The organism is Chryseobacterium polytrichastri (assembly GCF_900142445.1).
Classification (GTDB): domain Bacteria; phylum Bacteroidota; class Bacteroidia; order Flavobacteriales; family Weeksellaceae; genus Chryseobacterium; species Chryseobacterium polytrichastri.
This window is the reverse complement of the sequence record NZ_FRAV01000002.1, coordinates 44,799-67,568: the sequence shown is the minus strand read 5'-3', so window position 1 is coordinate 67,568 and position 22,770 is coordinate 44,799. Positions and strand designations below refer to the sequence as shown.

The window sequence follows — 22,770 nt, the reverse complement described above, 5'->3', positions numbered from 1 at the left end:
TTAAAAAAGGCAAATTCGCATCATGTGAATTTGCCTTTTAATTTTAATCTTTTTTACTAAAGTTTTATTTCAGCTTTTTTATTAAGTTCTTCAAAAACATTTCCGAATTCGTTGATTACATCTGTTGGAAGCATGGCTTCTTTAGAGTGTTTTTCCGCTGCAAATTCTGCTGCTTTTCCATGAAACCAAACTCCAAAAACGGCGGCATCTTCCTCGGAATATCCTTGAGCTAATAAAGAAGATAAGATACCTGTCAATACATCACCACTTCCCCCTTTTGCCAAACCTGCATTTCCTGTGATATTATAAAAGACATTTCCGTCAGGAGTAATAATTTGCGTATGATGATCTTTTAATATGATATAAATTTGAAGTTCATGAGCTTTTTTACGAGCCCATTCTGCTCTATCAAAAGAATCTTTTGTCACACCAAATAATCTTTCAAATTCTTTTGGGTGTGGCGTTATGATTGATCTTTTGGGAATTAGTTCTAGCCCCTTTTTATCTTTAGAAATGATATTTAATGCATCTGCATCTAATATCAATGGTTTTGAATACTTTTTTAAAAATTGTAATAATGACTTTTCTGTTTCAGGATTTTGTCCTAAACCTGGACCTATACCAACCACAGAGGTTTCATCAATATCAAACTGATTAACATGATTTTCACCACCTTCTATAAACATCGCCTCGGGGCAAGAAGTTTGAAGAATTTCATATCCACATTTTGGCGCTAAACTAAACGTTAATCCCGTACCCATTTTTAAAGCTGATTTAGTAGCCAGCACTGCAGCACCAATTTTCCCATAACTTCCGCCAGCTATCGTAACTTTTCCATAAGTTCCTTTATGAGAAAATTCATTTCTGGGTTTAAAAATACGTTCTACTATTTTATCATCAATAACAAAATCTGATGTTTCAGTATCTGAAATATATTCTTCACTCAGATCAATATCTAGAACAATAACTTTTCCGGTGTATATGCCTGTTTCGGGATGTAAGAAGCTTTTTTTCCAAAACTGAAAACTTAATGTGTAATCTGCTTTAAAAACATTTACTTTTTCCTCAGAAATTGAATCTGTAAATAATCCGGAAGGAATATCAACCGAAATCTTAATATTGCTTTTTGTGTTTAGATGATCAATTAATTCTTTATAATCGCCTTTCAACTCTCTTGATAAACCAGTTCCGAAGAGAGCATCAATAATAATCGTTCTACTATCAAAACGGTACTGATCAACATCTTTAAAACTCTTAATCACAACTTCAGAAATGCCTTTTAATTCTTTAAAATTTACATTGGCATCATCAGAAAATTTAGCTTTAGAATCTACAAAAACATCTACATCAAAACCTTTCAGGCACAGCATTCTTGCAATTGCAAAGCCATCTCCACCATTATTTCCAGGACCACAAAAAATGGCAAAATTTCTATGATTATTACAGTTTTCTGAAATCCAATATACAAAGGCCTCTGCTGCTCTTTCCATTAACTGAATCGAAGAAATAGGTTCATGCTCTATCGTGTACTGATCACATTCTCTTATTTGTTGTGCTGTGAAAATTTTCATATTATATTAGTTGTTACAATTTTAGACTATAGTCTTAACCTTAGATCTTTTTTGGTAAAACAAACCTAAAAATTACTGAAAAAATAATATAATATCAAATAATATTTAGATTAAAAAGTGAAGTTTTTTTTATAATCTGTTTATTTCAACATTCACAATACTTCCTTTTTACCCTCTTTAATTTTTATTCCAACACCCTATATCTATGATTAATTAATCACAAAATATCGATTTATGTGTCTATTATTAATGACAAATATTCATTTATTTAAATTATATTTGTGATACACAACATTAAAAAGAATTAAATTATGGGATTTATTAAAGAATTTAAAGAATTTGCGGTTAAAGGCAATGTGGTAGATTTAGCAGTAGGGGTAATTATTGGTGCTGCATTTGGTAAAATTGTTTCATCATTTGTAGAAGATGTAATCACACCTCTTCTATTAAATCCGGCTCTAAAAGCTGCTGGTGCAGAGAACATTAAAGGACTGGTTTGGAATGGGGTTACGTATGGTAACTTTTTAGCAGCGGTAATCAATTTCTTATGTATTGCTTTCGTTTTATTCGTGATGATAAAAGGAATTAATAAAATTAGCAAGAAAGAAGAGCCAGCTCCTGCAGGACCAACTGATGATCAAAAATTATTAGCGGAAATCAGAGATCTTTTGAGAAGCAAAAATAATATATAAGAAGATTTAGATTTCATATATTAAAATTACAATCAGTTATTTTGAATGTAAAAAATGTATTAATAAATCACCATTCTTACTTAAAACAAAAACACCTCTTATGGAGGTGTTTTATTCTTTTATGATGACCAGATATTAATGAATCTGTAAAATACTTGCAATTTGTTCTGCCAAAGAAAGGCCAATTCTATCCTGAGCTTCTAAAGTAGATGCCCCTGTATGTGGCGTCAAAGAGATTTTAGAATGCGTAAGGATATCCTTAGAAGGAGTAGGCTCGTTGATGAAAACATCAAGACCTGCAAACCTTACTTTCCCTGAATCCAAAGCTTCAATTAAAGCAGACTCATCAATAACTCCACCTCTTGAACAGTTCACAATAGCAACACCGTCTTTCATAATCTCAAATTCATTCTTCCCAATCATGTATCCTTCTTTCTGAGCCGGAACGTGAAGCGTAATAAAGTCTGAGTGTTTTAAAACTTCCTGTAAAGGTTCAGTTTCAATATCTACATTAATAAACTGATTGTTATAGAACTTCACTTTAATGCTTGCTTTACCTACATTACTATCAGCAGCAATTACTCTCATTCCAAGACCTAAAGCAATTCTTGCAACCTCCTGTCCGATTCTTCCCATCCCAACAATTCCGATGGTTTTTCCTCTTAATTCAATTCCAGCTGCATAGGCTTTCTTAAGACCTGCAAATTCTGTATCTCCTACTACAGGCATCTTTCTGTTAGAGTCCTGTAAAAATCTTGATCCTGAAAATAGATGAGCGAAAACCAACTCAGCAACCGATTCTGAAGAAGCAGAAGGTGTATTGATTACATGAATTCCTTTTTCTCTTGCATAATCTACATCAATATTATCCATTCCTACTCCACCTCTTCCGATGATCCCAAGCGACGGACAATTATCAATAATATCTTTTCTTACCTGTGTTGCACTGCGCACCAATAAAGTACGAATCTTGTGCTCGTTGATATAATCTACCAACAACTCCTGCGGAACTTTTGCTGTGATTACTTCAAACCCCTTTTCAGTTAATGCATCAATCCCAGATTGATCCAACCCATCGTTTGCTAAAACTTTCATAAATAGTGTGTATTTAAAAAATTAAAGGATTTAAACATTAAAAAATCATGCAGTATCACCCACTTTAATCGTTTAATCTTTAAACCCCTGAATTATAATTTTAATCTTTAAAAACTTCAATGGTCACTTGTTTTTCTACAAGATCTGTAAACTTCCCTTTGTATCTTGTTGCTCTTACCAAGTGATTGTCTATCCAATGATAATTCCCTCCTCTTGGTTTTCCACATAAAACACTGTGATATTTAAATCCATGTTTATCCAACCAATCAATCGTAATTTGCTTTAGATTTTCTGTTCTTGAAGTGAAGAAGCAGATCTGGTGACCTTCGTCGTACCATTTATTCACTGTCGCTAAGGCATCAGGATATGGTTCACAGGTAACCATTCTTTCAGGTTCTTCATTAGGTACATCGTCCGTAATTGTTCCGTCAATGTCTATTAAATAGTTCTTTACGCCGTCCTTAAGTATAGGACTTAGGTGCTCAATATAGTCTAATTCCATCATTAAAAATTTGAATCGCGAAGTTACGACTTTTACATCAAACAGGAGCATTAAACTTGGTTTATATTAAATTTAAGCTATTTATATCGTTATTAACGAAATAAAACAAACATTTATATTGTTATTTTTATAATGAGTATCAAAGTATTCTGCCTCACAATACGTTAAAATTTCATATTAAACACATCATTAGTTTATAGATGATGCTACAAGAAATATAATAGAAATTATTTTTAAAAGATACTTAATAAGAACATCTCAACTGCATAACAGTCATTTTACAAAGCTTGCAAATTGACTTTTTTATTTTATATTTATATCACTAATTACAAATCATGAAAAAAAATATTGCTCTTATTTTTGCTCTTATTGGTTGGTTTGCTTTAATAGCACAGTATTATTTGCATATAGAAAATAGAACAACTTCTTTAATTGAAGCTAATCTCAGGTTTTTCACGTATTTCACTATACTTGTCAATTTCATTATTACCCTATATTTTACTAGTATCGTTTTCAAAAAACAAAAAAGTAAAGATGAAAAACCAGGTATCCTGACGGCTCTCACAGTCTATATTACCATTGTAGGCTTCATTTATCAAGTCATTCTGCGAGGAACCTGGCAACCCACCGGCTTACAAAGAGTTGTTGATGAATTGCTACACAGCGTAATGCCTATACTTACGATTATTTTCTGGTATCTATTTGAAAATAAAAAAAGTGTAAAATACAGTCAGATTCCGAAATGGGCTCTATTTCCTATACTATATCTGGTTGTCATACTGGCGAGAGGAACTTTTTCAGGGTTCTATCCTTATCCATTTGTAGATGTTAGTACTTTAGGTTTACCAAAGGTTTTGATTAACTCTTTGTTTGTCACAATATTCTTTTTCACTATTTCAGTTTTATACATCAGGATTGGAAAAGCCTTAAAAAAATAATTGTTCACCATTAGTCAAATCTATATTATCGGTGAGCGCCAATCAAAAATAATGATCATATCATCACCAAAAAGTGATATGATGTTTTACCAAAAATTTCCAAAATACATTTATTAAACTTACATTTGTATCAATGGAAGAATTCGTAGTTTTAGTTAATCCGGCGGATGAAGTTTTAGGCTTAATGGAAAAGCAGCAGGCTCATATTAATGGCTTGCTACATCGTGCATTTTCCGTTTTTTTATTCAATACTAAAGGGGAAATGCTTTTACAGAAAAGAGCATCAGAAAAATACCACTCTCCTAACCAATGGACCAATGCTGTTTGTTCACATCCCAGAAATGGGGAAACCTACCTCGATGGGGCCAAAAGAAGAGTTAAAGAAGAACTTGGAATAGACACTGAACTTTCAGAAAAATTCAATTTTATTTATAGGGCTGATGTTGGCGGCGGACTTTGGGAACATGAATTAGACCATGTTTTCGTGGGAAATTATGAAGCCGATTTTGATCTAAACAAAAATGAGGTGGAAGAAGTAAGATATATTTCTATATCAGATCTCAATAAGGAAATAGCCAACCATCCTGAAAACTTTACCGAGTGGTTCAAAATCATTCTGAAAGAATACCAATACCATTTTTAAGAGATGAAAAAAGCAATACTCATAACAACATTTTTGTTGGGGTTTCTTTCGTTTGCTCAAAAACAACAAATGTATGAGAACTCCAACTATTCCATCACTTATCCCGATGGTTGGAAAGCGATGAATGAAAGTGATATTGTTAATATTTTTCCTACCAATGAAATTGGTGCAATCACCATCTCAGAATATCATGATTTAAACCTTCCAAAAACAGAAACAAAAAAATTCATCCTTGCTCTTTACAAATCAAGTGGCGAAGAAAACACGATAAAAAGCAAAAACGGGAAAAAGGGATATACAGAATATTTATACGAATATTTTGATGAGAAAGATAAATTATTCTGGATCACCAAAGTATTCCAAAAAGATAAAGATCTTTATCTTATTTCCATCAACTGCGGTCAAAAATACTGGAATGGAAATTATATGACCCTTTTCAATGAAACTTTTAATAGCTTTAAAATAAAGAAATAGAAATAAATATGAAGAAAACAGCCTTGTACGATAAACACGCTTCTTTAGGAGCGAAAATAGTACCTTTCGCAGGTTTTGAAATGCCTGTACAATATTCCGGAGTTACAGAAGAGCATTTTGCAGTAAGAGAAAAAGCAGGATTATTCGACGTATCTCACATGGGACAATTTTTCGTTGAAGGTCCAGGCGCTAAAGATCTTTTACAATTGGTTACCACCAATAATGTAGATGCTTTGGAAAACGGAAAAGCTCAATACACTTGTCTTCCTAACGAAACTGGAGGAATTGTAGACGACCTTATTGTTTACAAGATGGAGGATGAAAAGTATTTCGTGGTTGTAAATGCTTCAAACATTGAAAAAGACTGGAATCACATTGTAAAATACAACAAATTTGATGCTGTATTAACAAATGCTTCTGATGATATGTCTTTGTTGGCAGTTCAAGGACCAAAAGCTACTGAAATCCTTCAAAAACTGACTGATGCAAATCTTTCTGACATTCCTTATTATAATTTCACAGTTGGTTCTGTTGCAGGAGTAAACGATGTTATTATTTCTAACACAGGATATACTGGAAGCGGAGGTTTTGAGATTTATTTCCAAAATGACAATGCAGAAAAATTGTGGGATGAGATCATTAAAGCAGGACAACCTGAAGGAATTATTCCTTGTGGATTAGCTGCCAGAGATACCTTAAGACTAGAAAAAGGATTCTGTCTTTACGGAATGGATATCGATGATACTACTTCTCCAATTGAAGCTGGATTAGGATGGATTACAAAATTCGATAAAGATTTTGTTTCTAAAGATATTTTCGCAAAACAGAAAGAAGAAGGTGTTACAAGAAAATTAGTTGCTTTTGAACTTCAGGATAAAGGAGTTCCAAGACATGACTATCCTGTTGTAGATGCTGAAGGAAATGTGATTGGAAAAGTAACTTCAGGGACTCAGTCTCCAATGAAAAAAATTGGTTTAGGATTAGCTTATGTTGATAAACCTCATTTCAAACTAGGTTCTGAGATCTTTATTCAGGTAAGAAATAAAAATATCCCTGCAAAAGTGGTGAAAGCTCCTTTTGTATAATTTTTAAAAGATATACTTAAAACAAAAACCGCAGAAAATTCTGCGGTTTTTGTTTTTATACTCCTGTAACAGATTTTAATATATATCGTTCATTTGAATTTAAAAAATCTACTTTTTCTTAAGACTCAAACTGTCGGAAATTCTATCATTCTACAACGATATTTTGGAAAATCTGTTTCTATTTCTAATTTGAATTAAAGAAATCTCTCAATTCCCCTATATTCTTTTTATCATTTCCAATAAAAATTTTGTTGTCAGTAAGAAAAACGGGGCGTCTCAAAAACGTATAATGATCAAGCAGAAGTTCTTTAAAATCATCTTCACCCAAAGTTTTTAAATCTAATTCTCTCAATTTGATCTGAGTAGATTTTTTACTGAATAACTCTTCGTATGAACCCGCCAACTTCGCCATTGCTTCCAATTCTTCTTTTGTAATAGGCTCTTTTTTTATTTCACGAAGCTCCCACTCTTTAAGATTAAATTGGGCCAATATTTTTCTGCAAGTGTCGCACGTATTAAGATAAAATACTTTTTTCATTTATTTTTTTAAGTTATTTTTAATTACATAAAACCTTCATCAAAGTTCTAACCTCCAAAAGTATGATTTAATCCGCCATTCTAAGAATTATTAAATACCTTTATGAAAATTTTATAAGAATGGAGAACAAACCGATTACTTTTCAGTTTATTTCTGAACCTTCAGATGTTAATTATGGAGGAAATGTTCATGGAGGAAGTGTTATGAAATGGATTGATCAAGCAGGATATGCGTGCGCAACTACCTGGAGTGGAAATTATTCCGTAACGGTGTATGTAGGCGGAATCCGTTTCTATGAACCTATTAAAATTGGAGAAATTGTAAAAGTAGAAGCACAGGTTATTTATACAGGTTCTTCGAGTATGCATATTTCAATTAATGTGTTTTCAAGAAATCTGAAACAGCCTACTTTTGATAAAAAAACCCACTGCATCATTGTTTTTGTGGCGGTAGATGAAAATGGTAAAAAACTTCCTGTTCCTAAATGGATCCCTAGTACCGAAGCTGAAAAACAACAAGAACAATACGCAAAACGTCTGATGGATCTGAGAACTCAGATAGAAGATGAAATGAAACCATTTTTATAATTTCATCATAATTTTAAGCCTCACACTCTCCTATTTCCTTTGTAATATCTGTAAAAACAAAGGAAATAAGAGAATTAAAAATTAATCTTACTCCAGAAACTTATTTTTCTTTTCTTAAATACCCAATATGTTCGATTATCGATTAAAAGTTTTTCATACCGTCGCTTCCAGGCTTAGTTTCACAAGAGCTTCGGAGGAACTTAACATTTCCCAACCTGCGGTTACCAAACATATCAAAGAAACAGAAAATCAACTCAACACGAAATTATTCGACCGAAAAGGAACGACTATTCAGCTTACTCAAAGTGGAAAAATATTGTATGAATATGCTGAAAAAATAAGAAATCTTTATCGTGATCTTGAATTTGAGATCAGCCAAGTGAATCAAGAACATAAAGGAAAACTGATTATTGGAGCCAGCACAACGATCGCTCAATATATTTTACCTGAAATTTTGGCAAAATTCAATTCTTATTATAAAGATATCAAAATAGAGTTGCTCACTCAAAATACTGAAATAATTTCTTCTCTTTTAAAAGAGGGTAAAATAGATCTGGGCATCATTGAAGGAGAATCTCAGTCTTCTTTTTTCGAATATACCACCTTTAAAGCCGATGAAATTGTATTGGTTACTAAAGTCCATCATCCTTTAGCTAACAAAACACTGAATCTAAAAGACCTTTACAATTTAGGTTTAATTTTCCGCGAACAAGGTTCTGGAACTCAGGAGTTTATTCAGAATCGGTTAAAAGAAAAAGGAATCCATATTGATGAATTGAATATCGTAATGCAATTGGGAAGCAGCGAAAGCATCAAAAATTATCTTTTACATTCCGATTGCATGGCCTTTTTATCAATCAGCACTGTTTTAAACGAGCTTAAAAACAATATCTTAACAATCATTGATATCAAAAATTTCAGTATTGAAAGAAACTTTCATTACATTCTTCCCAAAGGGGAACAATCTGAATTGATTCAATTGTTTTTAAAATTCATGAGTTATGAACCTGTTTGAATTTATGTAAAAAAGTTTTCGAGTAAAATAGGAAATTAGAAAAGAATATTTTATTGGAAAATCACAGAGACTCCAATAGCGATATATAGATTCCTCCGGATGACAAAGCGTATGCTGGGTTATATGATATAAGCCAATCAATTTTATCGTAGATAAAATCCTTGCGCCTTAAAACACATTGTTATAAAAAGAAATTGCGCCTTTGTGATTAACCAACTTCGAAACATTAAAAAGTTTTAATTAATTATAACTAAAAGTTATTCATCATAACAAAATACAATGCATATCGTAATAATAAATTGTAGAATTTTGAACTATGATTTCAACGCTTTACAATATGAAAACTTTCATCCAAAATGAAACTTCACAGAAAATAATTTTTATAGGAATAATCATTCTATGTCTTACTCCATTTGTTTCTTCTCCCATTGCATTGGCATTAGGAATTCTTTTAGTCATTTTTATAGGCAATCCTTTTGAAAAAAAAGTCCATCAATACATCCACCTCTTATTACAAATTTCTATTGTAGGATTAGGTTTTGGTTTAAAATTAAATGAAGCTCTACAAGCCGGAAAAACAGGATTTACTTTAACGGTCATCAGTATTTTCACAGTGATGACTTTAGGTTACTTTTTAGGAAAAGTATTCAAACTTGATAAGCAACTTTCTTATCTGCTTTCTGTAGGAACTGCAATCTGTGGAGGAAGTGCCATTGCAGCAACCTCTCCTATTATAAAACCCACTACAAAACAAATATCGCTGGCTCTTGCGATTGTGTTTACACTGAATTCAGTTGCCCTGTTTGTTTATCCTTTTATTGGACATATTTTGCACCTTACCCAAGAGCAATTTGGATTATGGTGCGCGGTCGGAATCCATGACACCAGCTCTGTTGTAGGGGCAGCAAGTAAATATGGAGATGAGGCATTAAAAATAGCAACTACGGTAAAGCTAGCCCGAGCATTATGGATCATACCTGTATCCATCATTACAATGTTTATTTTTAAAAGTAAAGGTTCAAAAATTAAAATTCCATGGTTTATTGGATGGTTTATTTTTGCTATACTTCTGAATACCTATTTCCCTTTCTTCGATAATTTCAGTTCTGTAGTTACTGTTGCTGCGAAATCCGGATTAAATGTAACTTTATTTTTAATCGGTTCTACCCTTTCTTTACAGACCCTGAAAACAATTGGTTTAAAACCTTTAGCTGTCGCATTGATTCTATGGATCACCATAAGTATTGGAAGTTTATTATATATCATGAATTAAATATCCAAAAGAGTCTTGTCTTGTTAATTGATGAAATTTTGAATTTTGGTTTATCCTAAATTCAAAATTTACATTCTCCTACTCGATTTAAGTATCAATATCATCGAGTTACATCATAAAAAATCACAACATAATGATTATTTTTTTTTATTATTTTTATAATACAAAACTAAAAATCATGGAATTAAAAAACATTTACCCTTACCCTTCAATTATTCATCCCCAAGTTGAAAAAATAGAGATTAACTCTCAACAATGGGCAATTTCACATGGATTGGCAAAAGCTGAATATCTTAATGTTATTAAAGTTGGACATCTTTTAGGAAGAGCTCTTCCAAATGCTAAAGTAGAATTAGTTACGATTTGTTGTCAACTTGCAATTTGCATCTATATTATTGATGATTATTGTGAAAAAAATGGAGTTAAAACTGTTAAACAAATTATATCCGTCTTTACAAATATTTTAGAAGATCAAACTATAAATAATGACAATAATGAGCTTTCATCAATAATTTTACCTTTTCAAAATATATGGCTTGATTTAAAAAAATCAAGTCCTTTATCATGGCAACAGCATTTTAAAAAAAACATGCATGATTATTTACATGCCCTTTTATGGGAAGCAAAAAACAGAGAGGCAAATAACGTTCCCAATATTGATGAATACATTAAGATGCGTAACCATTCTGCAGGAGTTTATTGGACATTAAATCTTATGGAGTTTAGTGATGAATACTTTTTACCAGATTCTATTAGAAATAATGTAATGATAAAGGAAATAGAACATACAGCATCTCAGATTATGTACTCTATAAATGATTTCTTTTCTGCAGAAAGAGAATTACAATTACAAGATTTTCATAATTTGGTAATTGTCTACAATAAACATGAAAATATAACAGTAAAAGAAGCAATGTATAAGGTCTTAGATTTTCATAATGAACAATTAAAGAAATTTATTGAGTATGAAAATGCTTACTTACATTTTGAGAAAGAGGATGCAATAATGGTGAAAAAATATATTACAGCAATAAGCAAACTCATACGCGGACATTTAGATTGGTCTATCATTGATATTCCAAGATATAAAAAATATAATATTCTACTTGAAGAATTTTAAGTATAGTTCAGCTATTAGCGACATTATTTCTTTCTCTTTCATGAAGGAAAAGAAGTTAAAAAGAACAAAACCCTTTTGGATATACCAAAAGGGTTCTGCATATTAAATGTGGAAATGTTTCTATGTTAGATCTTGTCCGCAAGTGTAAACTTGAGGGCATCCAAAATACTGAGAACAATACTCAGGACCTGTTACTGCTCCAGAGCAGCTGCATCCGCATAGAGATAAATTAGGTTTACTAATACCTCCTACGATGTTTTTAAGATCTCCTTTTTGTAGCTTTTTAGCATTTTTTAAAACTTGGTTTAACATGTGATTTCTGATTTTTAGTTTAAAGTATTTTTTAATTGAACGATTCCAAAGTTAAACAAATAAATAGTATCCACAACATAATTATTATTTAATTGCAAGATAATTCAGTATTTATAATACAAGTAACACAATGAAATCAAACATACATTGCGTATTCATTCACATTAACTCTTATTCTGTAAAGTCTAAATCTTTATCATGGGTTTCAGAAATGGTGTAAGAAGAATAAAAGGCAAGCCCAAATACCACCACTCCAACCACTGCAGCACTCATAATTACGGAAAAATTGTTTTTTAGAAGATCAAAAGCCAAGATCATTACCGGAACCAAACCTCTTACCATATTGGGAACGGTAGTTGTTGCCGTATTTCGGATGTTAGTACCGAATTGTTCAGCCGCTAACGTTACAAACATTGCCCAATATCCTGTTCCTAATCCGAGCCACACGCAGAACATATAATATTTCGTTTCTGTATTTGTATTTCCGAAAAGCATGATTACTACTCCAACCAACGTAAACATAAGCATATAGAAAATAGCCATTTTCCGGGATTTTAATGCGTGGGAGATAAACCCGCTCATTAAGTCACCGACAGAAATACCTACATACGCCCACATTATTGCTTTTCCGGGATTTAGGTCTTTAATTCCAAATTCAGGGGCAAATTGGTTTGCTAATACCGCCAAAATTCCAATGCAATACCAAGTGGGCAATCCCACCGCAATACATTTTAAATATCTTATGAGACGGTCTTTATTGGTAAAGAAGGATAAGAAGTTTCCCTTGGAAAGCGATTTCGTTTCAATATTTTTATAAATACCAGATTCCGAAACACTTATTCTTAAAAATAGCAACATGATTCCCAAAACACCTCCAATGATATAAGAAATATTCCAACCTCCTGCTAATTCTACTGTTAATTGAGCCACCACAGCTCCCATTAACCCAAAACCTGCCACAACAGAAGTTCCTATTGCTCTTAAATTCTTTGGTAAACTTTCAGAAACCAGTGTAATTCCTGCTCCTAGTTCTCCGGCTAGCCCAATTCCTGCAATAAATCTTAATCCTGCATAAGAATAGACTAAATGCTCTTTTGGAAAATGGGGTAAAAACCCACAGGCAATATTGGCTAAAGAATATACCAAAATAGATCCAAACAATACAGAAAGCCTCCCTTTTTTATCACCAAAAATACCCCAGAAAATTCCTCCTATCAACAATCCTATCATTTGACAGTTGAGAATAAAAGTGCCGTCTACATCAGGATTCAGACCTAATGCTTTTAAGCTGGGAATTCTTACAATCCCAAATAAAAGCAGATCATAAATGTCTACGAAATACCCAAGGGCGGCAATGATCACGGGAATAGAAAAAATGTACTTCAGTTTTGAAGATAATGACAGTTCTTGCATTTTTAAATTTTGATAAAAATAAAAAACCTTTCAATTTCTTGAAAGGTTTTTATAAAATATCTTTGATTGATTATTATCTTGCAATATTTACAGCTCTCGTTTCTCTGATTACTGTTACTTTTACTTGTCCTGGATACGTCAATTCATTCTGGATTTTTTCAGAAATATCGTAAGATAACTGAGAAGCAGTTTCGTCATTTACTCTACCACTTTCTACCATTACTCTCAACTCTCTACCTGCCTGAATTGCGTATGCACTAGATACTCCTTCAAAGCTTAATGCAGCAGCTTCAAGGTCTTTTAATCTTTGGATATAAGATTCTAACACCTGTCTTCTAGCTCCCGGTCTTGCTCCTGAAATTGCATCCGCAACCTGAATGATCGGAGATAACAATGAAGTCATTTCTACCTCGTCGTGGTGAGCACCAATAGCATTGATAACCTCTGCATTTTCACCATATTTTTCAGCCCATTGCATACCTAGTAAAGCATGAGGAAGTTCAGACTCCTGCTCAGGAACTTTACCGATATCGTGTAATAGACCTGCTCTTTTAGCTAATTTTACATTTAATCCTAATTCAGCCGCCATTGTTGCAGCGATATTTGCTACCTCTCTTGAGTGCTGTAATAAGTTTTGTCCGTAAGAAGAACGGTATTTCATTCTACCAACGATTTTAATCAATTCTGGGTGTAAACCGTGAATTCCCAAATCAATGATTGTTCTTTTACCAACTTCAATGATCTCCTCTTCAATTTGTTTTCTCGTTTTTTCAACTACCTCTTCAATTCTTGCAGGGTGGATTCTTCCATCTGTTACCAATCTGTGAAGTGATAATCTTGCGATTTCTCTTCTTACCGGGTCAAAACATGAAAGAAGAATAGCTTCAGGAGTATCATCAACGATGATCTCAACACCCGTTACCGCTTCTAAAGCACGGATATTTCTACCTTCTCTACCGATAATTCTACCTTTTACTTCATCAGATTCAATATTAAATACCGATACTGAATTTTCGATAGCCTGCTCTGTTCCGATTCTTTGGATCGTTTGAATAACGATTTTTCTAGCTTCCCCTTTAGCATTCAACTGAGCTTCTTCCATGATGCTCTGAACATGAGCCTGAGCTCTTGTTTTAGCTTCAGCTTTCATTGATTCTACCAATTCAGCTTTAGCTTCTTCTGCCGTATAATTAGATATTTTTTCAAGAGTTTCAACTTTCTTAGAAGTTACGATGTCTAATTCCTGTTGTTTTCTATCTAAATTTTCTGTTTTCTTAGCATAATCAGCAATTTGTCTGTCCAAATCTTTTTCAAGTTTTCCCGCTTTGCTAAGCTCGTCATTCAGCTTATTTTCTTTGTCTTTAACTCTCTTTTCAGAATCCTGCATTTTCTTCTCTCTCGATTGGATATCTGCATCATGTTGAGATTTTAATTCAAGGAATTTTTCTTTAGCTTGAAGATTCTTTTCTTTTTTTATGGATTCAGCTTGTACATTAGCTTTTTCTATAAGGTTTTCAGCATTTTTCTGTGCATCATCTATAATAAATTTTGCTTTAGTATTCAATGAGCTCTTAGAGGAAAGCATCCCCAGAACTGCACCGATTACTAAACAAATAACGCCGACTATAATGGCTGTTGTCATATATATTGAGTTTTAATTGTCTATAATAATATTAAAATAAAAAGCCTACAATAATTCAATGATATAGAGTAAACTCCTAATCAACACGATTTGAACTGATCTCCACTGTCTGTAATCCGGATAACCGGCACGCCATTCAATGGATGTTTGTTCGGTAATTTTTTAGCGTTGAGTTTACCTTTAATGTGTTAGAATTATTGTAGGCAGGTTTTCTGGAAAAAAAAATCTATTTCCCAATTTCATCCAACGATTGATTAATCTTAACTAATCTTTCATTGGTAGAATTTATATTTTTTTCGTAGTTCAGAGATACCACTTCTGCATTTGTTCCCAGTTTAAGGGCACACATGGCCAAAGCATCTTGTTTATCTCTTACATCGAAGTTTTGTTCAAAATCTTTAATCATATTCTCAATTTGCTTCCCAACTTTACGCAAAGTCTCTTCCTCTGCTGCGGGCACATTTAGTGGATATACTCTTCCAGCAATATTGATGGTAATTCTTCTTACATCCATTATAATCCACTATTTTGAAGCTGAGCAATACAGAAATCCACTTCTTTTACCAATCTGTTGATATGATTTTTCATCAACCTATTGTGTTCAGGGTTTCCTGATATTGCTGAATAAAGTTTTATATTTTTTTGTTCTTCTGCTAATACCTGATTTTTCTTTCTTTCCTCGTCGTATTTCTTCTTCAGTTCTTCATGCTCTTTATTTAATTCTAATAACTTTTCATTAAGACTTTGTTGATTCTTTTGTAAATTCAAAATCTTTTTCTCTAATTCTGAAAAATTGTTTTCTAAATCTTGAAGCATTTCAGGTTTCTATATTCTAACTATTAGCAAAAATAAAAAAATAATAACAGTAACAAAAATAAAACTCTCTATATTTTGATTTTCCAACAAAAAAGGAGGTGTAATACACCTCCTTTATATTTTAAAGCTTATTTCTTATTCAAATTTCAATACAAAAAACACAGCTCTTGATTGTAGAGTAGACATTGCTGCCGTCCAATAAGGAGGTGTAGTCGCATTATCCGCAACAATTTCGTTGTTCATGATAAATGTACCTCTGATTCCTGGTGTCAATTTAAATTTATTGAAGTAAAGTTGAATACCCATTTCTACAGACCAAGCAAAATTATGTGTTGTAGATCTGAATATCTGTTGCATATTGTCATCCGTAGAACTAGAATTAGACTGTAAGTTCACAATATAATTCACCCCACCAGCAATATAAGGTCTCGAGTTATACCATCTTTGTCCGTGAAACTCTAACATCACTGGAATATCTACCAAGGTAGACTTGATATCCCTTACTTTATCTTTTTCATTCAAAGGAACTGGAATAAAAGGAGCATTTGTCAAAGTTCCCGCAGCATATTGGTCATTTGACTGGGTGTTGAAAGTTAATTGCCTCTGAGCAAATTGTAAGCCTGGTTCCATTCTTAGATCCAAATAATCATTAAGTCTCCATTTCCCGATAAGACCGGCACCGAAACTATAACTTTCTTTAGATGTAACAAGATTCTGATTACCTTCCATACCATATCTTGGATTCAAGACAATACGGTAATCCAGCTTATTGCCATTCAAATAAAAACCCCAACTAAATGTTTGCTGGTCAAAATCTTCCAGCTTATCCATTCTGTTTCGGGTTCTAAATTGCGCGTCTGCAAAAACGGCAATATTTACTGAGGCTAAAACCAGTGCTTTTAATAGAAATTTATTCATAGGTTACTTTGTTGCTTTATAAATTGTGGCTATACCTAAACTTAGTTTTTTATATTCAACTTTTTTAAATCCTGTATCTAAAAGAATTTGTCTCATCTTTTCCCCGAAAGGAAAAGCATTCACAGAATCCGGAAGGTATGTGTATGCCCTATTATCTTTAGAAACCAATCTGCCGATGGCAGGCAATACATTTTTGAAATAAAACATATAAAATGGTGCTAAAAAACCCTCAACCTTTGAAAACTCCAGTATATAAACACTCTTGTTATCCTTAACTACCCTTCTTAACTCTGCTAACCCTTTGGTTAGGTTTTCAAAATTCCTTACTCCAAATGCAACGGAAACAGCATCGAATCTATTGTCCTCGAAAGGTAAATTTTCTGCATCTCCCTTTTGCATGGAAATTTTGCCGTCTAAATTAAGTTTTTTTATTTTATTAACGCCAACATTTAACATTTGTTGCGATAAATCCAAACCAATTATTTTTGCATTGGTTCCTTTTTCAATTGTAATAGCCAGATCTCCCGTTCCAGTAGCCACATCCAGCACTTCTTGCGGGTTATCTTTTTTCATCATATTCACCAATGTATTTCTCCACAAAACATCAATTTTCATGGACAAAACATGATTTAAAAGGTCATATTTTGGTGCAATATTGTCGAACATATCCTCTACCTGGCTCTTCTTTGTAGCCTCAGAATTGTAGGGCGTCACTTTGTTGATATCGTTTGTCAAAACTTGTAATATTCTTTATAATAATTAAGGAAATCTTGTTTTCTGAAGATCTTTGATCTTGATTCTACTTGTTGGATGTTTTTGATCATTTTATCATAATCTTCATCTACATTGTAGTAAAAATCTTCTGTATAAAGCTTATTGAAGCGTTTGGGCGCTCCAAAATACTGCTTCCCGTCTATAACGGTCTTATCAAGCGCCAAAAGTAATGAATCTTTTTTAAGATTGTATCCATAATATTGACGATTAATATAATAATCTTCATGAGCAATATTCAAAAGCCCACGGATTTTATTTACTTCAAACGCAGAATCATAGAGTAATTTCTTATTCTGGTCAAAAACTTTAATAGCATTTTTACCCTGTTTCAGATCTACATGCACAAACTGCCCTGCAGAAATAATTCCTTCAGAACCGTTATTGATCTTATAATAATAAGTATTGGGCGTAGGGTTATCTACTAAGTAATAATTTTTCTTAGCTAAAAAGAAGAAGTAAATCCCAAAGGCCATCATAAACACCACAACAGCAATAGCTAAACCTTTTAAAGATGGATTATTTTTCATAGATTGTAAAGTACAATTTTTGCAAATTTAATAATATTTTTAATTCTTTCTTATTAATATTAATTATTAACTTTGCATCTTTAAAAAAAATCATTTAAACGAATGCCGAATACGATCATTATTGGTTCTGGATCTTATATTCCTAATAGAGTTATTACTAGCGACTATTTTATGGATTCTGAGTTTTATACAGATGAAGGTGAAAAAATAGAAAAGCCTACAGAAGAAATTATCTCAAAATTTGTAGAAATTACAGAGATTGAGGAACGCAGATATATTGAAGATGACAATTCTAACTCTCGAATTGGCTATGAAGCATCTAAAATTGCAATTGAAGATGCGAAAGTAAATCCTGAAGAAATAGATTATATCATTTACGCAAGTAATTTTGGTGAGGTAAGCACGGCTGGCCTTGTCAACTTTATGCCCACGATGGCGGCAAGAGTTAAAAATCATTTAGGTATCAAAAACAGAAAGTGCATTACCTATGACATGATCTTTGGATGCCCTGGATGGGTTGAAGCAATGATCCTAGCTAATAATTTAATTAAAGCTAACGTTGCCAAAACAATCCTTGTAGTTGGTAGTGAAATCTTAAGTCGTGTCACAGATGATTACGACAGAAATAAGATGATTTTTGCAGACGGAGCCGGAGCAGTTGTAGTTACAGCTACTGAGGAAGAAAATGTAGGAATCATTGCCCACAATACAATTTGTGATAATGGTCCTGAACTGGAATATTTGGTAAGTGGATGCTCTCTTAATAAAGAAGCAGATCAAGATAAATTTTATATCAGAATGCTGGGAAGAAAAATTTATGAGTACGCTCTTAAAAACGTTCCTGTTGCTGTAAAAGAAACAATTGATGATGCCGGACTTTCTATTGAAGATGTAGATAAAATATTAATTCACCAGGCAAATGCTAAAATGGATTACGCAATGATTGAAAGAATTCACAGGCTTTATAATGTGAAAGAGTACAATCATGCAATCTCTCCTATGACTATTCAGAAGTTAGGAAATTCTTCTGTTGCAACAATTCCTACATTATTTGATTTAATAATTAAAGGAAAAATGGAGGGTCAATCGTTTAAAGATAAAGGTAACATTGTTATGGCTTCGGTTGGTGCCGGAATGAACATCAATGCTATCGTGTATAGATTTCCTTAAAAATATTTAATTTTAAAATATAAAAAGCACAGGGAAGGTATTCTTTGTGCTTTTTTTAAACATTATTATGCAAAAAAATTTTTTATTCATCGCTGCTATCTTTTTGTTTTTAGAAGTATACATCTATCAGGCAATAAGAACATTAACAGACAATTCCTGGATAAAAACAGGATATTGGGTTGTATCTTTGGCTGTTTACGGATTCTTCGCTTACGAAGTCTCTCACTTTCAAAGATCAGACAGAAGTACGGTGAGGGCTCAAATAATGATCTCGCTATTTTTAATCTTTATTCTGCCTAAAATTTTCATCGTTCTATTTTTATTAATTGATGATATTTTTAGAACAGGAGGTTATTTAATTGGGTTGACCCGACCGACGGAAAACTTTTTCCCTGAAAGAAGAAAGTTTTTAAGCATCATGGGACTTGGCTTGGGAGGCATACTCTCGGCATTGTTTATTGATGGAATTACATTCGGGAAATACCGTCACAAAGTAAGAAGAGTGAGAATAAATTTTACTAATCTTCCGAAAAGCTTTAAAGGCTATAAGATCGTACAAATCTCTGATGTTCATAGTGGAAGCTTTTCTGACCCAAGTAAATTGGAACACGCTATTGATTTAATCAATGAGCAAAATCCAGATTTAGTTTTATTCACAGGAGATATGGTGAATAATATTGCAGATGAGTTCAAGCCATTTATTCCCTTATTTTCAAAGATTAAAGCAAAGGATGGAAAGTTTGCCGTACTTGGAAATCACGATTACGCAGATTACGTAACATGGACTTCATTAGATGCTAAGAAAAAGAATCTTGACACTTTAATTGATTATGAAAAACAAGCCGGTTTCGATATGCTTAGAAACGAACATAGAGTAATCGAGAAAAACGGTGAGAAAATTTATATTCTGGGCGTTGATAACTGGGGCTTAAAACCTTTCCCACAATTTGGAAAGCTAGATGACGCCCTAAAAGGAGTTCCAGAATCAGCGACAAAAATATTAATGAGCCATGACCCTACTCATTTTGACTACGTGGTTAAAAAGCATCCGATAGATGTTCATTTGACCCTTTCTGGTCACACACACGGAATGCAGTTCGGTTTGGATTTAAAGAATATAAAATGGTCGCCTGTTCAGTACCGTTACCCAAAATGGGCTGATCTATACGAAAGTGAAGGAAAAATGCTTTACGTAAACAGAGGATTTGGAGTATTAGGTTACCCTGGAAGAGTTGGGGTTTTACCGGAAATTACGCTTTTTGAATTGGCTTAATTTTTAAACACGAATAACACTAATTTTTTGCACGAATAACACAAGTATCTGCGTTATCTGCAAAATCTGCGAGAGGTAAATTTTAAACGCAAAGAAAAACATTTTACATAAACAGAGGCTTTGGAGTATTAGGTTACTCTGGAAGAGTTGGGGTTTTACCGGAAATTAAGCTTTTTGAATTGGCTTAATTTTTAAACACTAATAACACTAATTTTTTGCACGAATAACACCAACATCTGCGTTATCTGCAAAATCTGCGAGAGGGAAATTTTAAACGCAAAGAAAAACATTTTACGTAAACAGAGACTTTGGAGTATTAGGCTACCTCGGAAGAGTTAGAGTTTTACCGGAAATTACGCTTTTTGAATTGGCTTAATTTTTAAACACGAATAACACTAATATCTGCGTTATCTACAAAATCTGCGAGAGGTAAATTTTAAAACAATTTTCACAAATCAAAACACAACTATCTGTGCAAATCAGTGAAATCAGTGGGAAAAGAAAAAGGTTTAAAAAATATAATCTTTCATACGGGAAGTGGCCATGTCATTCTCGTTGATCCAAGTAAGGAGGGCGTCTAATTTGTCCTCCATTTTTCTGCCCGAAAATAGACTTCTGTAGAAAGGAATATTAAACTGATATTTTTTGAAATCGGTGAACTGCCAAGAGTTAAGATAGATCAAAACAAAGTCATCATTTTTCAATGTTTCAAAAACCATATTCTTGTAATACTTCATGGGTAAGATCTGAAACATAAAATCATTATACGGCAACTGAAAGTAAGGTGAAATACTTTCCGGAATAATACTTAACCCATCCTCTTCTGTAATCTCTGTATTTCTTTTTAACCGTTTAAAAGGAAAAAGAATATTAGCATTGTCAATATTGGAAACATAATTAAATTCCAACAATTTTAAATTCTCCCGAGGGAGCTTACAATCTTTTTGACGAATTCCACGGATCTGTTTTTCGAGAAGATCTTGCGTATTTTTTTTAGCTTCCTCAATTTCCTGAAGAGTAGAGTTTTTATTATAAAAAGCAATTTCATGCCCGTGGGATGAAATTGCTTTTATTAGATTTTTAAGTTTTTCAGCAATGGAAATTTCCACAAAAAAACTAGCTTTTACATCATGAATATCTAAAATTCTAAGAATAGCTTTTGTATTATTTTCTGTAATTCCTAATCGCTCTTCATCTGTAATCTGAAGATCATTTTTGGTCTTAGCTTCAATATTTACAATATTAAAAGTGAACAATACCATGTAAACTAAATTTTAGATAACAATTATATTTAATTAATAATCAGATGTTAAAATATATTTTAATTAAAGTTTAACTTTAGATAATTAATCTTTACCTAATTTCACCTTAAGATTCTTGATCATATCTTTAGACATTTCAGAAATTCCAAAATCATAGGTTAATCCCCAGTCTTTTTTAGCAATAGAATCATCAATTGATGCCGGCCAAGAATCTGCAATTGCTTGTCTGAAATCCGGTTTATAATCGATCTCAAAACTTGGGATTTCTTTCTTAATTTCTTCTGCCAATTCTTTTGGAGTAAAAGACATTCCACCCAAATTATAAGATGAACGAATCGTTAAACTTTCTTTTGGAGCTTCCATTAATTTCAATGTTGCATTAATTGCATCGTCCATATACAACATCGGCATTCCTGTATTTTCAGAAATAAAACTTGTATATTTTCCTTCCTCAATCGCTTCATAAAAAATCTCAACAGCGTAATCTGTAGTCCCTCCACCTGCAGGAGTTTTCCATGAGATTAATCCCGGATATCTAATACTTCTTACGTCTACTCCATATTTATCGAAATAATATTCACACCATTTTTCACCTGCCATTTTAGAAATCCCATATACTGTAGTTGGATTCAAAACAACATCTTGTGCTACGTTTTCTTTAGGAATCCCTTTCCCAAAAACAGCAATAGAACTTGGCCAGAATATCTTTTTAAGAAGACCTTCTTTTGCCATTTCACAAAACTGAAGAAGGGGTTCAAGATTTAATTTCCAAGCAAAAATCGGCTGTTTCTCAGAAGTTCCCGATAAAAGTGAAGCCAAATGATAAACTGTTGTAATATCATAATCTTTGATAACCTGCTTTACCAGTTGGGTATTGGTAACGTCCATTCTTTCATAATGACCTGCAGCAGTAATGCCTTTTTGCCATCTGTCTAGTCCAGAAGCTACTACATTTTCTGCACCGTGAATCTCGACAAGTCTATTCGTAAGTTCGGTGCCGATCTGTCCTAAAGCACCCGTAATTAGTATTCTTTCCGTATACGATTCCATTTTTCTTTTTTATTATGAGGATCAGAAGCAAAAATAGAAATTTTAGACCCTATTATAAAACAAAATTGTAAATTCGATTA

At 32.8% G+C, this 22,770-nt stretch carries 25 protein-coding genes; 11 read left to right on the top strand and 14 right to left on the bottom strand.

Annotated elements, in window-relative coordinates:
- Window positions 1-56 precede the first annotated feature (56 nt).
- Window positions 57-1,571 carry an NAD(P)H-hydrate dehydratase gene (locus tag BUB80_RS01590; RefSeq protein WP_073290287.1) on the bottom strand — a complete coding sequence of 505 codons (1,515 nt, stop codon included), beginning with the start codon at window positions 1,569-1,571 and terminating at the stop codon, window positions 57-59.
- A 311-nt stretch (window positions 1,572-1,882) separates the two neighbouring features.
- On the opposite strand from BUB80_RS01590, the gene mscL reads away from it, so the two are divergent.
- Window positions 1,883-2,263: a large conductance mechanosensitive channel protein MscL gene (mscL, locus tag BUB80_RS01585; RefSeq protein ID WP_073290286.1), complete on the top strand. Its 381-nt coding sequence runs from the start codon at window positions 1,883-1,885 to the stop codon at window positions 2,261-2,263.
- Window positions 2,264-2,398: 135 nt separating this feature from the next.
- Here mscL and BUB80_RS01580 read toward each other — a convergent pair whose 3' ends face one another.
- Together BUB80_RS01580 and BUB80_RS01575 are read right to left on the bottom strand one after the other, a co-directional pair.
- Window positions 2,399-3,358 carry a D-2-hydroxyacid dehydrogenase gene (locus BUB80_RS01580; protein WP_073290284.1) on the bottom strand — a complete coding sequence of 320 codons (960 nt, stop codon included), beginning with the start codon at window positions 3,356-3,358 and terminating at the stop codon, window positions 2,399-2,401.
- A gap of 100 nt (window positions 3,359-3,458) precedes the next feature.
- A complete protein-coding gene (locus BUB80_RS01575) occupies window positions 3,459-3,860 on the bottom strand; it encodes an LNS2 domain-containing protein (protein ID WP_073290525.1) in 402 nt (133 codons plus the stop codon).
- A 335-nt stretch (window positions 3,861-4,195) separates the two neighbouring features.
- Here BUB80_RS01575 and BUB80_RS01570 point away from each other — a divergent pair, with 335 nt between their 5' ends.
- The 4 genes from BUB80_RS01570 to gcvT all read left to right on the top strand — a co-directional run bounded on the left by BUB80_RS01570 (window position 4,196) and on the right by gcvT (window position 7,000).
- The gene (locus BUB80_RS01570) at window positions 4,196-4,798 is read left to right on the top strand and encodes a Pr6Pr family membrane protein (RefSeq protein WP_073290282.1); all 603 of its coding nucleotides are present in this window, start codon (window positions 4,196-4,198) and stop codon (window positions 4,796-4,798) included.
- A 133-nt stretch (window positions 4,799-4,931) separates the two neighbouring features.
- Entirely contained in the window at window positions 4,932-5,441 is a 510-nt protein-coding gene (gene idi, locus BUB80_RS01565; protein ID WP_073290280.1) for an isopentenyl-diphosphate Delta-isomerase, read from the top strand.
- 3 nt (window positions 5,442-5,444) lie between these two features.
- Complete coding sequence (locus BUB80_RS01560; RefSeq protein ID WP_073290279.1) at window positions 5,445-5,915, top strand: hypothetical protein; 471 nt, start codon at window positions 5,445-5,447, stop codon at window positions 5,913-5,915.
- An 8-nt stretch (window positions 5,916-5,923) separates the two neighbouring features.
- Entirely contained in the window at window positions 5,924-7,000 is a 1,077-nt protein-coding gene (gene gcvT / locus BUB80_RS01555) for a glycine cleavage system aminomethyltransferase GcvT (protein ID WP_073290277.1), read from the top strand.
- A gap of 184 nt (window positions 7,001-7,184) precedes the next feature.
- Here the strand turns inward: gcvT and BUB80_RS01550 are convergent, their stop codons facing one another.
- A complete protein-coding gene (locus BUB80_RS01550; RefSeq protein ID WP_073290275.1) occupies window positions 7,185-7,538 on the bottom strand; it encodes an arsenate reductase family protein in 354 nt (117 codons plus the stop codon).
- Window positions 7,539-7,657: 119 nt separating this feature from the next.
- On the opposite strand from BUB80_RS01550, the gene BUB80_RS01545 reads away from it, so the two are divergent.
- The 4 genes from BUB80_RS01545 to BUB80_RS01530 all read left to right on the top strand — a co-directional run bounded on the left by BUB80_RS01545 (window position 7,658) and on the right by BUB80_RS01530 (window position 11,533).
- Window positions 7,658-8,125 carry an acyl-CoA thioesterase gene (locus BUB80_RS01545; RefSeq protein ID WP_073290273.1) on the top strand — a complete coding sequence of 156 codons (468 nt, stop codon included), beginning with the start codon at window positions 7,658-7,660 and terminating at the stop codon, window positions 8,123-8,125.
- A gap of 127 nt (window positions 8,126-8,252) precedes the next feature.
- Entirely contained in the window at window positions 8,253-9,140 is an 888-nt protein-coding gene (locus BUB80_RS01540) for a LysR family transcriptional regulator (protein WP_073290271.1), read from the top strand.
- A gap of 337 nt (window positions 9,141-9,477) precedes the next feature.
- Complete coding sequence (locus tag BUB80_RS01535; RefSeq protein WP_073290523.1) at window positions 9,478-10,413, top strand: YeiH family protein; 936 nt, start codon at window positions 9,478-9,480, stop codon at window positions 10,411-10,413.
- A gap of 178 nt (window positions 10,414-10,591) precedes the next feature.
- Window positions 10,592-11,533, top strand: a complete 942-nt coding sequence (locus BUB80_RS01530; protein ID WP_073290269.1) for a terpene synthase family protein — start codon at window positions 10,592-10,594, stop codon at window positions 11,531-11,533.
- Window positions 11,534-11,653: 120 nt separating this feature from the next.
- On the opposite strand, the gene BUB80_RS01525 is transcribed toward BUB80_RS01530, so the two are convergent.
- The 8 genes from BUB80_RS01525 to BUB80_RS01490 all read right to left on the bottom strand — a co-directional run bounded on the left by BUB80_RS01525 (window position 11,654) and on the right by BUB80_RS01490 (window position 17,935).
- Window positions 11,654-11,845 (bottom strand): hypothetical protein, encoded by a 192-nt coding sequence (locus BUB80_RS01525; protein ID WP_054510711.1) that lies wholly within the window; start codon window positions 11,843-11,845, stop codon window positions 11,654-11,656.
- A 171-nt stretch (window positions 11,846-12,016) separates the two neighbouring features.
- Window positions 12,017-13,258 carry an MFS transporter gene (locus tag BUB80_RS01520; RefSeq protein WP_073290267.1) on the bottom strand — a complete coding sequence of 414 codons (1,242 nt, stop codon included), beginning with the start codon at window positions 13,256-13,258 and terminating at the stop codon, window positions 12,017-12,019.
- A 73-nt stretch (window positions 13,259-13,331) separates the two neighbouring features.
- On the bottom strand, window positions 13,332-14,900 hold the full coding sequence (gene rny, locus BUB80_RS01515; RefSeq protein ID WP_073290265.1) for a ribonuclease Y: 1,569 nt from the start codon (window positions 14,898-14,900) through the stop codon (window positions 13,332-13,334).
- 226 nt (window positions 14,901-15,126) lie between these two features.
- Window positions 15,127-15,414: a cell division protein ZapA gene (locus BUB80_RS01510; RefSeq protein WP_073290264.1), complete on the bottom strand. Its 288-nt coding sequence runs from the start codon at window positions 15,412-15,414 to the stop codon at window positions 15,127-15,129.
- A complete protein-coding gene (locus BUB80_RS01505; protein WP_073290262.1) occupies window positions 15,414-15,716 on the bottom strand; it encodes a hypothetical protein in 303 nt (100 codons plus the stop codon). The genes BUB80_RS01510 and BUB80_RS01505 overlap by 1 nt, the downstream gene beginning before the upstream one ends.
- 135 nt (window positions 15,717-15,851) lie before the next feature.
- Entirely contained in the window at window positions 15,852-16,634 is a 783-nt protein-coding gene (gene porT / locus BUB80_RS01500) for a type IX secretion/gliding motility protein PorT/SprT (RefSeq protein WP_073290260.1), read from the bottom strand.
- Between the two features lie 3 nt (window positions 16,635-16,637).
- Entirely contained in the window at window positions 16,638-17,369 is a 732-nt protein-coding gene (ubiE, locus tag BUB80_RS01495; RefSeq protein ID WP_073290258.1) for a bifunctional demethylmenaquinone methyltransferase/2-methoxy-6-polyprenyl-1,4-benzoquinol methylase UbiE, read from the bottom strand.
- Window positions 17,366-17,935, bottom strand: coding sequence for a hypothetical protein (locus tag BUB80_RS01490; RefSeq protein WP_073290257.1), 570 nt, complete (start codon window positions 17,933-17,935; stop codon window positions 17,366-17,368). The genes ubiE and BUB80_RS01490 overlap by 4 nt, the downstream gene beginning before the upstream one ends.
- Before the next feature lie 102 nt (window positions 17,936-18,037).
- On the opposite strand from BUB80_RS01490, the gene BUB80_RS01485 reads away from it, so the two are divergent.
- Together BUB80_RS01485 and BUB80_RS01480 are read left to right on the top strand one after the other, a co-directional pair.
- Window positions 18,038-19,105, top strand: coding sequence for a 3-oxoacyl-ACP synthase III family protein (locus tag BUB80_RS01485; protein ID WP_073290255.1), 1,068 nt, complete (start codon window positions 18,038-18,040; stop codon window positions 19,103-19,105).
- A gap of 67 nt (window positions 19,106-19,172) precedes the next feature.
- Entirely contained in the window at window positions 19,173-20,378 is a 1,206-nt protein-coding gene (locus BUB80_RS01480; protein WP_073290254.1) for a metallophosphoesterase, read from the top strand.
- Window positions 20,379-20,887: 509 nt separating this feature from the next.
- On the opposite strand, the gene BUB80_RS01475 is transcribed toward BUB80_RS01480, so the two are convergent.
- Together BUB80_RS01475 and BUB80_RS01470 are read right to left on the bottom strand one after the other, a co-directional pair.
- Complete coding sequence (locus tag BUB80_RS01475) at window positions 20,888-21,640, bottom strand: polysaccharide deacetylase family protein (RefSeq protein WP_073290252.1); 753 nt, start codon at window positions 21,638-21,640, stop codon at window positions 20,888-20,890.
- 84 nt (window positions 21,641-21,724) lie between these two features.
- Window positions 21,725-22,690 (bottom strand): NAD-dependent epimerase/dehydratase family protein, encoded by a 966-nt coding sequence (locus tag BUB80_RS01470; protein ID WP_073290250.1) that lies wholly within the window; start codon window positions 22,688-22,690, stop codon window positions 21,725-21,727.
- Between the last annotated feature and the right edge of the window lie 80 nt (window positions 22,691-22,770).